At 61.2% G+C, this 13,822-nt stretch carries 12 protein-coding genes; 5 read left to right on the forward strand and 7 right to left on the reverse strand.

The window, feature by feature from the left end; genetic code table 11:
* The first annotated feature begins 50 nt into the window (after positions 1–50).
* The 4 genes from MJO47_RS03315 to MJO47_RS03330 all read left to right on the forward strand — a co-directional run bounded on the left by MJO47_RS03315 (position 51) and on the right by MJO47_RS03330 (position 3,565).
* Complete coding sequence (locus MJO47_RS03315; RefSeq protein WP_253959695.1) at positions 51–1,091, forward strand: TRAP transporter substrate-binding protein; 1,041 nt, start codon at positions 51–53, stop codon at positions 1,089–1,091.
* Between the two features lie 190 nt (positions 1,092–1,281).
* Positions 1,282–1,776, forward strand: coding sequence for a TRAP transporter small permease (locus tag MJO47_RS03320; protein ID WP_253959696.1), 495 nt, complete (start codon positions 1,282–1,284; stop codon positions 1,774–1,776).
* Positions 1,777–1,815: 39 nt separating this feature from the next.
* Positions 1,816–3,111: a TRAP transporter large permease gene (locus MJO47_RS03325; RefSeq protein ID WP_253959697.1), complete on the forward strand. Its 1,296-nt coding sequence runs from the start codon at positions 1,816–1,818 to the stop codon at positions 3,109–3,111.
* A 28-nt stretch (positions 3,112–3,139) separates the two neighbouring features.
* The gene (locus tag MJO47_RS03330; RefSeq protein ID WP_253959698.1) at positions 3,140–3,565 is read left to right on the forward strand and encodes a universal stress protein; all 426 of its coding nucleotides are present in this window, start codon (positions 3,140–3,142) and stop codon (positions 3,563–3,565) included.
* Between the two features lie 92 nt (positions 3,566–3,657).
* On the opposite strand, the gene MJO47_RS03335 is transcribed toward MJO47_RS03330, so the two are convergent.
* Positions 3,658–5,349 (reverse strand): cation:proton antiporter, encoded by a 1,692-nt coding sequence (locus MJO47_RS03335; protein ID WP_253959699.1) that lies wholly within the window; start codon positions 5,347–5,349, stop codon positions 3,658–3,660.
* A 195-nt stretch (positions 5,350–5,544) separates the two neighbouring features.
* On the reverse strand, positions 5,545–6,339 hold the full coding sequence (locus MJO47_RS03340; RefSeq protein ID WP_253959700.1) for a sulfite exporter TauE/SafE family protein: 795 nt from the start codon (positions 6,337–6,339) through the stop codon (positions 5,545–5,547).
* Between the two features lie 314 nt (positions 6,340–6,653).
* Here MJO47_RS03340 and MJO47_RS03345 point away from each other — a divergent pair, with 314 nt between their 5' ends.
* Positions 6,654–8,528, forward strand: coding sequence for an SLC13 family permease (locus MJO47_RS03345; RefSeq protein WP_253959701.1), 1,875 nt, complete (start codon positions 6,654–6,656; stop codon positions 8,526–8,528).
* Positions 8,529–8,543: 15 nt separating this feature from the next.
* Here the strand turns inward: MJO47_RS03345 and MJO47_RS03350 are convergent, their stop codons facing one another.
* From MJO47_RS03350 to htpX, 5 genes are read right to left on the reverse strand one after another with little or no spacing between them, the layout of a single operon-like run.
* Positions 8,544–9,095 carry a YeeE/YedE thiosulfate transporter family protein gene (locus MJO47_RS03350; RefSeq protein ID WP_253959702.1) on the reverse strand — a complete coding sequence of 184 codons (552 nt, stop codon included), beginning with the start codon at positions 9,093–9,095 and terminating at the stop codon, positions 8,544–8,546.
* Positions 9,096–9,103: 8 nt separating this feature from the next.
* A complete protein-coding gene (locus MJO47_RS03355) occupies positions 9,104–9,622 on the reverse strand; it encodes a YeeE/YedE thiosulfate transporter family protein (protein ID WP_253959703.1) in 519 nt (172 codons plus the stop codon).
* Between the two features lie 15 nt (positions 9,623–9,637).
* Entirely contained in the window at positions 9,638–11,092 is a 1,455-nt protein-coding gene (locus MJO47_RS03360; RefSeq protein ID WP_253959704.1) for a rhodanese-like domain-containing protein, read from the reverse strand.
* A 22-nt stretch (positions 11,093–11,114) separates the two neighbouring features.
* Positions 11,115–12,905: an SLC13 family permease gene (locus MJO47_RS03365; protein ID WP_253959705.1), complete on the reverse strand. Its 1,791-nt coding sequence runs from the start codon at positions 12,903–12,905 to the stop codon at positions 11,115–11,117.
* Positions 12,906–12,935: 30 nt separating this feature from the next.
* Positions 12,936–13,817 (reverse strand): protease HtpX, encoded by an 882-nt coding sequence (gene htpX / locus MJO47_RS03370; protein WP_253959706.1) that lies wholly within the window; start codon positions 13,815–13,817, stop codon positions 12,936–12,938.
* Between the last annotated feature and the right edge of the window lie 5 nt (positions 13,818–13,822).

The raw sequence follows: 13,822 nt of genomic DNA on the forward strand, positions 1-13,822 counted from the left end.
TTTTTCATTTCAGGCTGATGCATGTCCCTTTTACCGCCACAGGAGTTTTTATGAAAAAGTCCATTTCGATCTTATTGACCCTCGTCGTCCTGGCCTGGGGGGGAGCTGCCCTGGCCGCAGACCCCAATGATCCCCTGGCCGCCTGGAAGCCCGCCTTTGATCCGAAAGGGGCCGAGTTCACCTATATCCTCTCCAACGTGTCGCACCCCGCCATCGAAGGCGTCGGGGTTGGCTACCGCATTCGCGACAAGGTCTGGGAGCGCAGCGGCGGCCGTCTTTATGTGGACTTTCGCCCCCTCTCCCAGCTCGGCGGCGAGAAAGATGTCATCAGCAAACTGAAAATGGGCGCTATCCAGGGGATGCTCTCCTCATCCGTGGCCGCCGCCAACGTTGCCGACAAACTCGGCATCGTCAACCTGCCCTACGTCGTCGACAGCTTTGACAAGCTCGATCGGTTCCGTCAGTCCGAAGAACTCTTCGGCGAGTTCAAGCAGAGCGCCCTGAACAGCGGCATCATGGTCGTCGACATTACCGGCTACGGCACCTACGGTTGGGCCACCACCACCCCCGTGCGCAATCTGGAAGACGCCAAAAAGGTCAATTTCCGCATTGCCCAGGCGCCGGTGAATACCGATATCTATAAGAGCTGGGGGCTCAAATTTACCGTCATGCCCTGGCCTGACGTTCCCCAGGCCCTGCAGACCGGCGTCATCAATGGCCTGGACCACACGCCGATTGTGTGCAACATCACCAAAAAGTTCGACGTAGCCAAATACTTTACCCAGGTTGACTACGCCCAGGGACTTTTCGTGCACCTGATGAACAAGCGCTGGTTTGACAAGCTGCCGAAAGACCTGCAGACCGTTCTCATCGACGTCATTGAGGAGGAGAGCGCCGCCTCGCGCGACCGCACCAGAATCCAGCATGACGAGCAGGTGGCCGACGCCAAGGCCAAGGGCGTTGAGTTTTACGCCCTATCGGCCGACGACCGGGCCCGCCTGATCGAAATGGCTGCGCCCGTCTATCAGTCCTGGGGTGCGAAAATCGGCCCTGACTACCTGCAGAAAGTGCGCTCCACCCTCGGTCCCTGATCGGCTCACGGCAGGGCCCTGACCTATGTCGGGGCCCTGCAAATTCCTTGATTTTGCCCCCTTCCTCCGCTATCCTGCCCCCATTTACTGCTTTTTACCGCCCGAAACATCGGTTCAGCCAGCATCCTGTGCCAAACGTGGCGGACGGCCGGAACCGCGAACCGGGCTCTTATCCCTTGAAATGTGAGCCATGATCAAAAAAACCTTCCGGGTCATCGATCGGACCTTCGCTTTCGTGGAAGACTGGTCCCTTTTTCTGACGGTGGCAATCGCCCTGACCGCTGCCATGGCCAACGTCATCCTGCGCAAGACCACCAGCATCAACCTCTACTGGTCCGACGAGGTGGTACGCAAGGTTATTTTCTTTTCCACCTATGTCGGCTGCAGTGCCGCCATTCGTCGACGGTCCCTCATCCGCATCGATGCGCTGCCTCAGCTCATGCCTGTGCTGCGCAAGCCCCTGACCCTGTTCAGTCACCTGATGGTTCTGCTCTTCGGCGCCATTATGATGTGGCTTGGCTATCAGCTCACCAGGCAGGTCTATCTGGATGAATACGCCCGCACGGCGACTCTCCAGATTCCCGAGTGGTACTTTTATGCCGTCCTGCCCGTTATCGGTTTCATGATGTTTGTGCGGACGCTTGTCGTCATGGTCGAGGACTGGCGCGGCCCCCTCAAAGACTAGTCGATTCATTTTTTGCGGCTCTGAACCAGGATTACTCTCATGGAAGCCAATCACCTGCTCATCCTCGCTATTCTCATCGGCGCTCTGGCCACGACAGTCCCCGTCTTTATGGCGCTCTTTTTCACCGGACTCGTCGGGCTGACCTTTCTGGTCGGCATTGACCCGCAGATCGTGGTCGAGGTGCTCTACCGCAGCATGGACAAGTTCGCGCTCATTGTGGTGCTCTTTTTTGTCCTGTGCGGCAATATCATGACCACCGGCAGCATCGTGCAGAAGCTCATCAAAACCGCCAACGTGGTGGTCGGCTTCCTGCCCGGCGGTCTGGCCATGGCCGGTATTCTCGCCTGCGGCTTTTTCGGCGCCATCTCCGGTTCCACCGTGGCCACGGTGGTCGCCATCGGCGGTTTCATGATTCCTGCCCTTGTCCAGAACGGCTATGACGAGAAGTTCAGTGTCGGCGTCATGACCACCGCCCCCATCCTGGGCGTCATCATCCCGCCTTCCATCGCCATGATCCTCTACGCCATGGTCACTAACGACTCGGTGGAAGCGCTCTTTCTCACCGGGTTTATTCCGGGCCTGCTCATCATGGCCGCCATGTCCCTCTACGCCTATATTTTCTGCAAAAATAAGGGACTGGCCACTCAGCCTAAGCCGAGCTTCCGTGACCTCGTGGCGGTACTCAAAGAAAGCATCTGGGCTCTGCTGCTGCCCGTGCTGATTTTTGGCGGCATCTACTCGGGCCTGTTCACGGCCAACGAAGCGGCCGTCGTCGCCTGCTTCTACGCCTTTTTTGTGGAGATCGCTATCCACCGGGACATGAAGATCCGCGACGTCAAGAAGGTCGTGGTCTCCTCGGCGGTCACCTCGGCAACCCTGCTCATTATTGTCGCCGGCGCTTCGGTCTTCGGCGAGTACTTGACCTTCGAACAGATTCCCGACCGCATCGCCAACGCCGTTGTCGCCAATATCGAGTCCCCTCTGGTCTTTCTGCTGGCCGTCAACATTCTGCTGCTGGTGATCGGCATGTTCATGGACATCATCTCGGCGACCCTGATCCTGACCCCGATCTTTCTTCCCCTGCTGGCTAAATTTGGCGTCGACAGCCTCCACTTCGGTCTGCTCATGACCATCAACCTAGGTATCGGCTACTGTACTCCCCCGCTGGGAGTCAGTCTGTACATATCCGGTGCCGTGGTGGACCGGGGCCTGCTCTACGTCAGCCGTGCCGTCATGCCTTTTCTGCTCATCCAGATCGCGCTGCTGCTCGTGTTCACCTATTGGCCCGACCTCGTCCTGCTGCTGCCGCGACTGATCTACGGTTACGGCAGCTGACACCCCTTACCCTTTGCAAGGATTGGATATGGAGCCCAGAATTCTCGTTCCCATAGACGGTTCAGCCACCTCCGAAAAGACCATGCAGGCGATTCTGGCCGACAGGGACCGTTTCCCGCTGCCCCTGGTGCTGCTGCATGTTCTGGATGTCGACAAGTTCGCCTATCGGATGATTCCCGACTTTCAGGTCGAAATGATCCGCGAAAACGCCCGCAGAGCCGGTGAGCAGCTCCTGCAGAAACAGCTCCCGCGCTTCCTTGAAGCCGGGTTCCAGGCCGAAACCCGTTTGGAAATGGGTTCGCCGAGGGAAGTGGTCACGCGCCTCGCCAACGAGGAAAACATTGCCCTGGTCGTCCTGGGACGGCGGCGGCAGGGCGAAGTTCGGGACATTCTGTTCGGCTCGGTCGCCAACTACGTTCTGCACCATGTACGCTGCCCGGTGCTGCTCTTCTGATTCCCGCGACCAATCTCTCCCGTTCAAACGACAAAAGCTCCGGCCATGACCGGAGCTTTTGTCGTTTAAGGAATAGCAGGTGCCTTTTGGGCTCAGTGCCCCTGGCTGCTGCGCACCAGCGCGAGAAATTCGGTGAATCCCGTGACGCCACCAGCCTTTTCCCGCACCTCCCTCGACTTGAAGGTGGTGGCAATGTCGGAAAGAATCTCGAGCTGCGCACCATTATCCACCGTCGGGGTCAGAATGAGGAAAATGATATTGGCCGCCGTGTCGTCCGGGGCATCGAAATCGATGCCGACCGCCGGCAGCCCCACGGCCACCACCGGCACTTTCAAATCTGGGAGCCTTGCGTGGGGCACGGCCAAGCCATTGCCGATGCCGGTCGGCATCAGGCGCTCCCGGGCCATGACCGCCTCGCAAATGGCCTCGCTGTCCAGGTCATAGGCTTCGGCGGCCGCCTGGGCCAATGACGCGATCGCCTCGGCGTGGGTATGGCAGGAAAGGGGGCAGAGAAAGGTCCGTGAGATCAGGAAATCGGTAAAGTGCCGAGGTTTTTTGAGGCGTAGAATCCCCTGCAGCATGGGCCCGCTCACTAGCGAGGTGATCAGGGCCATCACCACCAGGGAGACGAAAACCTGCTCGCTGATCAGACCATACTGCAGAGCCAGCACGCCAAGGATTATCCCCATAGTTCCCTGCGCGCTCATGCCGAAACCCACCGCCAGTGAATCGCGCTTGGACAGCCCTCCCAGTCGCCCGCCAAGAGCGCTGCCGATAACCTTGCCGCTCAGGGCCAGGCTGAGAACCGTCATGGTCAGTAGCAGATCAAAATTGGCGGCAAAATTCACCTTGAGGCCGATGCTGGCAAAAAAGAGGGGCGCGAAGATAAAGGAAACAAACTGGTCGATGGTGGTCCGGGTACGCTCCCGCAGGTGACTGGAGTGACCAAGGGCCACCCCGGCCAGAAAGGAGCCGAAGATGGCGTGAATGCCGATCCACTCGGTGAAGGCCGCCGCCAGCAGCCCGAAGGAGAGGGCAAAACCGAGCACGCCGCCGGGCCAGCTGGCATGAGCCTGAACCCAGGGGAGCAGACGGTGAATCACCCAGGGAACCACCGTGAGCATGGCGGCGGTGAAGACCAGAGTGAGCCAGAGGGTGTGAGCCAGGGGCATGCCGCTGCTGGCCCCCAGCATACCCAGAATCACGGCAAAAACGAGCCAGCCCAGCAGATCGTTGAAAACCGCCGCCGCCACCACCGTCACGCCCAGGTCGCTTCGGTAGATGTTGAGATCCATCAGGATCTTGGCAATGATGGGCAGGGCCGAGATGGAAAGCGCTGTGGCCATGAAGAGGGCGAAGGCCAGGCGATGGACTCCCGGTTGGTAACCCACCAGCCCCGGCAGCCACCAGGCCACGGCAAAGCCGAGGGCAAAGGGAAGCAGCATCCCGGCCAGAGCCACCCAAAGGGCCACCTTCCCCTGACGCCATACAGTGGAAAGATTGACCTCCATGCCGGCGACCAGCAAAAAAAGGACGATGGCCAAGGTCGTCAGGGCATCGAAGGCGACGGCGCCACCACCCGTACGGGGAAAAAGAAACAGGTGCGCGGCGGGGGCGAGGACGCCGAAGATGGTCGGCCCCCACAGAATGCCGGCGAGGATCTCGCCGAGGACGGAAGGCAGATTGAAGCGGCGGGCCGTCTCCCCCAGCAGGCGGGCGGTGGCCAGCAGCAGCCCCAGGGCGAGGAACAGGGCCGTTATTTCATGGTGGCTGAGAACTTCCATGGCTCCTCAAGCGGAAAAGGGCGTCTTCGTTCCGGCTTCACAACTTCAAAACACAGTTCTGTTGTTGCCAATGAAACGTCAATTTATCCGCAGAAATGTCTTCTTGGCAAGCAAAAAGCCCGCGAGCATCCCTGCCGCCTACGGGCGATGACCAAAGTTGCCTGGAAACCGGCAGGCATTGACACAGGGCGAGGGCTAGAAGAAACTGAACAGCAGACGGGTGCCCATAACCATCAGGAATAGGGCGAAAATCCGTTTGAGCCGCGCTACCGGCAGGCTATGAGCCAGTCGCACCCCCAAAGGGGCCGTCAGCACACTGGCCAGACAGATGCCGGCCAGGGCGGGAAGATAGACAAATCCGAGGCTGCCCGCCGGAAGCTCCGCAACGGCCAGCCCGTTGAGAACATAGCCGGCGGTGCCGGCTACGGCGATGGGAAAGCCGATGGCGGCGGAGGTGCCAACAGCCGTGTGAACCGGCAGGTTACAGCGTACGAGAAAAGGGACGGAAAGACTGCCACCGCCGATGCCGACCAGGCTGGAAACGCCGCCGATGACATTGCCGACAGCAAACAGACCGGCGGGCTTCGGCAGGGTCATGGACGCCTTGGGACGGACATTGAAGAACATGCGCAGGGAGACAGTATAGAGAAAGACGACGAAGAAGGCGCTGAGAAACCGCCCGCTCAGTTGGGCGGCCACCCAGGAACCGAAAAAGGTGCCGGTGAGGATGCCGAGGGAGATGCCGCGCACCACCCCCCAGTGCACCGCGCCGCGGGCGTGATGCGCACGAAAGCTGGAAATCGAGGTCAGGATGATGCTGGCCAGGGAGGTGCCGAGGGCAAGGTGAAGAATATAAGCTTCCGGCATCTGCTGGCTGGTGAAGACAAAGGTCAGCAGCGGCACGACGATCAGACCGCCGCCCACGCCCAGCAATCCGGCAAAAACCCCCGTGAAAGCGCCAGTGGCCAGGTAAAGTAACCAGAAAGTCAAAGGAATCTCCCACCTTTTACAGGCTTCTTGGCCGAGCGGCACGAAACATCTTATCTTGACGAAGGGGTATATGAGAAATCGCTTGCGCGGGCAGACATAAACATATCCGGATTATTTCGGGCAAGGCAAGCTAAAACTCTCTTTTGAAGCCGGCACAGGACACACCGACTCTCCCATAACCGCATTCCCACGATTAAGTATTTAGCCCCAAGGTGATTGTGAACCAACCGCCTTGCGGTACTATTTTTAGAATTTCCATGACTTCGAATTTTAGCGGACCCGACTTAATCGTCATTGTTCGCGGGAGTGACCGGATGACCCACGATCAGATTCTGATCATTGCCATTTTGCTGGTGACTATCGTGCTTTTTCTGTGGGGACGCTGGCGCCACGATATCGTGGCGGGGGGGGCTCTGCTGGCCTGTGTCATCGCCGGGCTGGTGCCAGCCGGAGAGGCTTTTCTCGGCTTCGGGCATCCCGCCGTCATCACCGTGGCGTGTGTGCTGGTGTTGAGCCAGGGCTTGCAGATGACCGGTGCCGTCGATGCTCTGGCGCAGAAAGTCCTGCCCTCTTCCGCCGGACCGATAATGACCATTACCGCCCTGACCGCTCTCGGCGCCGTTCTCTCTGCCTTCATGAACAATGTCGGCGCCCTGGCTCTGCTGATGCCGGTCGCCTTTCAGCTTGCCGACAAAAAAGGCCTTTCACCCGGCAGAGTCCTCATGCCCCTATCCTTTGGCACCATTCTGGGAGGCATGACCACCCTGATCGGCACGCCGCCGAACCTGATCGTCGCCAGCTTTCGCCAAACCAACGGGGTGAATGGATTTTCCATGTTCGACTACACGCCGGTAGGACTGACGGTCGCCGTGACCGGCATCATTTTTATTGTTCTGCTCGGCTGGCGCCTGGTTCCCCTTCGCAAACAGGAAGGGATCAGCGGCTTCGAAACAGGCGCCTACTTTACAGAAGTGCGCATCGGCGAAGACAGCAAGATCGTGGACAGGCCGCTACGCGACCTGGAACACGAACTGGAGGAGGCGGATGCCCAGATCGTCGGCATGGTGCGCCACAAAATGCGGGTGATCGCCCCCAACCCGCGCCGACTGCTGCACGCCGGCGACATTCTGGTCATCGAGGCCGACCCGGAAGCGCTGGCTGGCCTGCTCTCATCTCTGCATCTTGAACTGGAGGAGGCCATCGCTTCGAAAAAAGGGGCAGAGGAGGACGATGACCCGTCAGACGAGGCGCCCCTGACCGCCCAGGTCCAGGCCGCGGCAACGCCAACAACGGGCGATAAAACGGAGAAGGAACCGCATCGGCCCGAAAGCGAGGAAACGGTTATTCAGGAACTGGTGGTCATGCCCAACGCCCGGCTGATCAGTCGCACGGCGACCGATCTGCAGCTGCGCACCCGCTACGGCCTGAACCTGCTTGCCCTGTCGCGTCAGGGTCGCCGCTCCATCAAACGGCTGCGGGTCACGCGCATTCTGGCCGGCGACCTGCTGCTCATGCAGGGTTCACCAGAAGCCCTCTCCGCCTTTGCCTCTGAGTTCGCCTGCGTACCGCTGGCGGCGCGCTCCATCCGCATCCCGGATCGCCGCAAGGCCCTGGTCGCCACCCTGACGATGCTGGCCGCGGTCGGCGGCGCGGCCTTTGGCCTGCTCCCCGCCGCCATCGCTTTTGCGGCCGGAGTCCTGGTGATTATGACTCAGCGGATTATTCCCCTGCAAAAGCTCTACGAAGCCATTGACTGGCCTGTTATCGTCCTGCTGGCCGCCCTTATCCCCGTGGCCGGCGCCATGGCCAGTACCGGCACCGCCGACCTACTGGCCAAGGGCCTTCTGCAGAACCTGGCCCAGGGCCGACCGGTTCTCGCCCTGGCCCTGATCCTCATCACGACCATGACCCTGTCCGATTTCATGAACAATGCCGCCACAGCGGCCGTCATGTGCCCCCTGTCCATCAGCACCGCGACGCAACTGAACGCCAGCCCCGACGCTTTTCTCATGGCTGTCGCCGTCGGCGCCTCCTGCGCTTTTCTCACCCCCATCGGCCACCAGAACAACACCCTGATTCTCGGCCCTGGCGGCTTCCGCTTTGGCGACTACTGGCGCCTGGGGCTGCCCATGGAAATCCTCGTCGTCGCCGTCAGTATCCCCATGCTGCTGTGGGTCTGGCCCCTGTAATCGCGTCATCCACCGCTAGAGGCCGGCGCTTTCCAGCCAGGCCAGCAGCAGCACGATAAGCAGGGACACCGGCGCCACCACGGCCCAGTCATTGACCCGGAGCAGTTTCGGCAAGGTCCGATCGCCAAAGTCACCTTTTTGCAGGATGCCTTTCTGCAGCCTCGGATAGAGGGCGGCAAAGAGCGCGGTGCCGATGATGATACCGGCCAGCCCGCCCACCAGAGCATCGAGGTAACCGTTGCCGATGGCGCCGGCGATGGTACCGGGGCAGTAGCCGAGCACGGCAAACCCGACCCCGAAGAGAAGACCGCCAGGGATGTTCATGCCCAACGAGCCCGCCTTCGGCGAGAGGGTGACCCACCCCCGCCCCTTCATGAAATAGATGCCGATCATGCCCGTCACCACGGCACTGAGCATGATCTTGAGGACGGTAAAATCCTCCAGCAGAAGCTGGCCGAGAATGACGTCGTATTTGGTGGCCCCTCCCTTGTGCAGGAGAAAGCCGAAGATCAGCCCTATAAGCAGGCCCCAGGCGGGCGACCGCTGCTGTACTTGCTTCCGTGTCATGTTCCCCCCTATCCAGCCAGTGCAAAGAGCCCGAAGGCCGCCAGAATACCGCCGATAAAGAAGCAGATGGCCGATATCCAGCTGGAGACGGCGAGCTGCAGGGTGCCGCTGATGCCGTGCCCGCTGGTGCAGCCCCCGGCCCAGCGCGCCCCGAAACCGAGAAAGATGCCACCGACCAGGGCAACGACCACCCGCCGGAGGGGACTGTCACCAAAAGCCAGAGCCCAACGCGTCGGCACCCACTGCCAGTGAAAATCTCCCGACAGCAGGGCCGAGACGAACGCGCCCAGCACGACCCCCAGCACAAGCAGCCCCTGCCAGCCCAGCGCGAGGCCGATTTTCTGATAATAGGGTCTATCTTCCACCCCTTGGCCCTGAAGAGCCTGCAGGATGCGGCCGCCCAGGCGGGCAAAGGTCGTCGAACAGGCGAGGGGCTTGCCTGACACCAGAAAACTGAACCAGCTCAACACCCCCAGACCGATCCCGACTGTATAGGGTGACCAGCGTACTTCCATGAGAAAATCCATTAAGGTCTCCTCCTCTCAATTCTCTTCGTTCCAGTCCTGCTTGCCATCGATCACGCTGGAATAAAAACGCGAACCGTGGGGATTGACGCAGGCCCGGCACTCCTTGACAAATCCGGCGGCGCTGTAGCCGGTAAGGCCGCCCGCCACGTTGAACAGCTGCCTGAAGCCGTTTTTCGCCAGGATGCTGGCGCCCAGACTGGAACGGTTTCCCGAGCTGCAGATCACATAAATATCCTTGTCCTGGTCGAGCTCCTGGTGGCGGCTCCGCAGTTCGGCCACCGGGATATTGACGGCCCCCTCAATATGGCTGTCGGCAAATTCGAGGGGGGCCCGCACATCGAGAAGGACAAAGTTCGAGTCCCCCTGCATGCGCTCATGCAGTTCTTCGGCCGAAACCTGCCGGAAGGAGGTAGAACTCAGGCCGGAGGTAGCCCAGGCCGACATGCTGCCGGCCAGGGTCCCGACGATGCGGTCCACCCCCACGCGCCGGGCCCAGCCCAGGGCCTCTTTCGCCTTGGAAAAATCGTCGGCCACCAGCAGAATGTCCCGGTCCGTCGGCAGCACCCAGCCGGCAAAGGTCGGGAAATTCCCCTTGAGGTCGAGATGCCAGGCCCCCGGCACATGTTGGCTGCTGAAGGCGTGATAGCTGCGGGCGTCCAAAACCTCGTAGTCGTCCTCCTGCAGGCGGGCGCTGAACCGGGCCGGCTCCAGCTCTTCCAGGCGTGGCAGCTCGGCCAGGCGCGCCGGCCCTTGCCGGTTGATGTCGCTGCAGCGGCTGAAGTGATCGGGCGCCGGCGGCATATCCTCAGTGAGGGAGCGGATGAAGGCGTCCTTGTCGGCGATCTGCAGGGCGTTATTGAAGCGGCGTTCGTAACCGATGGTGCTGCGCCACTTGGCCCCCATGGCCCGCCCGCACAGGGAGCCGGCCCCATGGGCGGGGTAGACCTCGCAATAGTCTGGCAGTTTCAGCAGTTTATCGTGCAGGCTGTGATAGAGCTTGCCCGCCAGTTCTTTGGCCTGGTCCGGAAAGAGATCAGGCCGGCCGACATCGCCGACGAAAAGGGTGTCGCCGACGAAGACGCCGATGGGGCTGTCGGCGCGGGAAGTATCCACCACCACATAACTGAGATGTTCCGGCGTGTGTCCCGGTGTCTCCAGCACCTCCAGACGCATGTCCTCCAGCTCCACCCGGTCCCCTTCCACCAGGGGAACGTGATCGAAGGTACAGTTGGCCGAACGGGCCACGTAGATTTTTGCTCCCGTCTTCTGGGCCAGATCCATATGCCCCGAGATGAAATCGGCATGCAGGTGCGTCTGCAGGATATGGGTTATTTTCACCCCCAGGGCACGAGCTTCCTTGAGGTAGAGATCGACGTCGCGCTGAGGATCGATAATGGCGCAGTTCTTCTGTCCGGCCAGCAGATAGGAACTGTGCGCGATCTTTTCGATAAAATAATGCTTAAGCAGCATGGACTTTCTCCTTTCTCGAAGGTTAAAGATAAAAGAAATAAAAGAGGGTGACGACGACCAGCAGAAAGAGCAGGGTGAGGCCGCCGCCGGCCCGGATATAGTCGGCATTGCGGTAGCCACCGGGCGACATGTACAGGACGTTGACCTGATGGGTGGGCAGCATAAAGGAGTTGGCGGCGCAGATGGCGGCCAGGAGCACCAGGGGACGAGGGGGCAGTCCGGCGAGCTCGGCCATGCCGATGACCAGAGGAGCCAGCACCACGATGGCCCCCACGTTGGACATGAACAGGGAGAAGAGGGTGGAGAGGATGGCCACGCTCAGCAGAAAGAGCAGGGGATGGGCCCCCTGCACCAGGGTCATGACCTGACGGGCCAGAAATTCGGCAGCCCCGGTCTTCTGCATGGCCAGCCCCAGGGGGATGAGGCCGGCGAGTAAAAAGACAACCTTCCATTCGATGGCCTCGTAGGCCGCCTCGATAGAGAGCACTCCCGTCAGGATCATGGCCAGAGCGCCGGTCAAAAAAGCCTGGGACAGCGGAAACCCCGCCAGGGCCAGGCCCACGGCCCCCGCAAAGCACAGCAGGGCCGGCCAGGATTTGACGTCGGCCTGTTTAGGCGGCGAAAAGGGGGTAGCCACGAGGAAATCGCCGCCGCCTTTCAATTCATCGATATTCTCCCACAGCCCATACAGGATGAAGGTGTCGCCGGGGGCGATGTCGCGATCGGAAAAATCCCCCCGCACTTCTTCCCCCCGGTTGAACATCAGGACCGGCTCGACGGCGTAACGGCGACGCAGGGCAAAACTGCGCAGGGTCTGGCCGACCAGGGCCGAGCGGGGCGGAATGATGACCTCGGCAAAGCCGGCCCGTTTCGGGTCGCGCAGGGGGGCAAAGCGGCCCTTTTTCGCCTCCTGTCGCAAGTCAAAGGTCGCCGCGAACCGTTCCGCTTTGGCCTCCTCTCCCAGCAGGGCCAAAGTCTGACCGGCTTCGAAGCGCGTCTGCCGCCAGGGGGCATAGTGGATCTCACGGTCACGGGCCAGCCCAAGGAGGTTGAGACCGAAGCGGCTCCACAGGCCGGCCTCCTCCGGGGTCTGCCCGACCAGGGAGCTTGAGGCGGGGATGGTGTAGAGCCAGATATGGTCGGGCAGGTGCAGGGCCTCAACGAGCCGCTCCTGTTCGGATGGGGCGACCTCCCGAGACGCCGTGTCTGGCAGGACCATCTTGCCCAGCAGCACGAAATAGAAAATGCCGGCGCCGAGCAGGGCCAGACCCACGGGAGTCACACTCAGCAGCCCGTAAGGCGCCTGGCCGCCGACCCGCAGCAGATCGTTGATCAGGATGAGGGGCCCGGAGCCGACCATGCTGAGCGTGCCGCCCAGAATGGCGGCGAAACCGATGGGCATGACCAGGGTCGAGGCCGGGATCCGCTGTCGCCGGGAAATATCCAGAATGGCTGGCAGAAAAAGAGCGGCCGCGCCAACATTCTGGATAAAGCCCGACAGCAGCCCGACGGACAGGGACAGCAGCGCCACGATACGCGAGGGTTTGTCTCCCACCTTCCTGACAAAAAAGCGGGCGAAGCGATCCATCAGGCCCGTTCTGGCCAGGCCGCGTCCAAGGATCATCACCGCCATCATGGCCACCACCGCATTGCTGGCAAAACCCGACAGGGCTTCCTGCGGCTCCAGCACGTCGGTCCAGGCCAGCGCCAGCAGGCAGAGGAGAGCCGTCACGTCGAGACGAAAGATCTCCAGCGCCAACAGGGTCACCGTCACGGCCAGAATCAGGAGTACGGTCAGGATAGAGGCATCCATGCTCGTAGGTCTCCGTTTCCCTCTTTTTTCCTAGAGCTCCTGCCGCAAAGCGGCGATGCGCTCTTCGAGGGGAGGGTGGGTCATGAACAGCCGTTTGAGGCCCCGGCCGATGTTGCCGGAGATGCCGAAGGCGGCCATCTGGTCGGGGAGGTGAGGCTGACCGGCGGAAAGCCGCAGCCGCTCCAGCGCTGCCACCATCTTCTCGCGGCCGGCAAGGTTAGCGGCACCGGCATCGGCCCGAAACTCCCGCTGGCGGCTGAACCAGAAGACGATGATGCTGGCCAGAATGCCGAAGACCATCTGGGCGACGAGGGTGGTGATAAAGAAGCCGGGCCCATGCCCCCGCTCCGTCTTGAAGACAACGCGGTCGACCAGGTGCCCCACTACCCGCGAGGCGACAATAACGAAGGTATTCACCACCCCCTGAATAAGTGCCAGGGTGATCATGTCGCCATTGGCGACGTGGCTGACCTCATGGGCCAGCACCGCCTCGGCCTCGTCGCGATTCATGGCCCGCAGCAGGCCAGTGCTTACCGCTACCAGGGCACTGTTCCGGCGCATGCCGGTGGCAAAGGCGTTGACGTCCGGCGCGTTATAGATGGCCACCTCGGGCATGCCGATCCCCGCCGCCGCGGCCTGACGCCGCACCGTCTCCACCAGCCAGATCTCCTGCTCGCTGGAAGGCTGAGTGATAACCTGGGCACCGGTGAGACGCTTGGCCGTCCATTTGGAGATGGCCAGGGAAATGAGGGAGCCGCCAAAGCCAAAGACCGCCGCAAAGGCGATGAGGCTTGGCATATTCAAACCCTCTTCCCGCAGCATCGGGCCGACCCCCAGCAGATTGAGGACCAGGCTCAGCACCAGAAGAATGGCGATATTGGTAATAACAAACAGACCTATGCGTTTGAACATGGCAA

This window comes from Desulfuromonas sp. KJ2020 (assembly GCF_024197615.1).
Classification (GTDB): domain Bacteria; phylum Desulfobacterota; class Desulfuromonadia; order Desulfuromonadales; family SZUA-540; genus SZUA-540.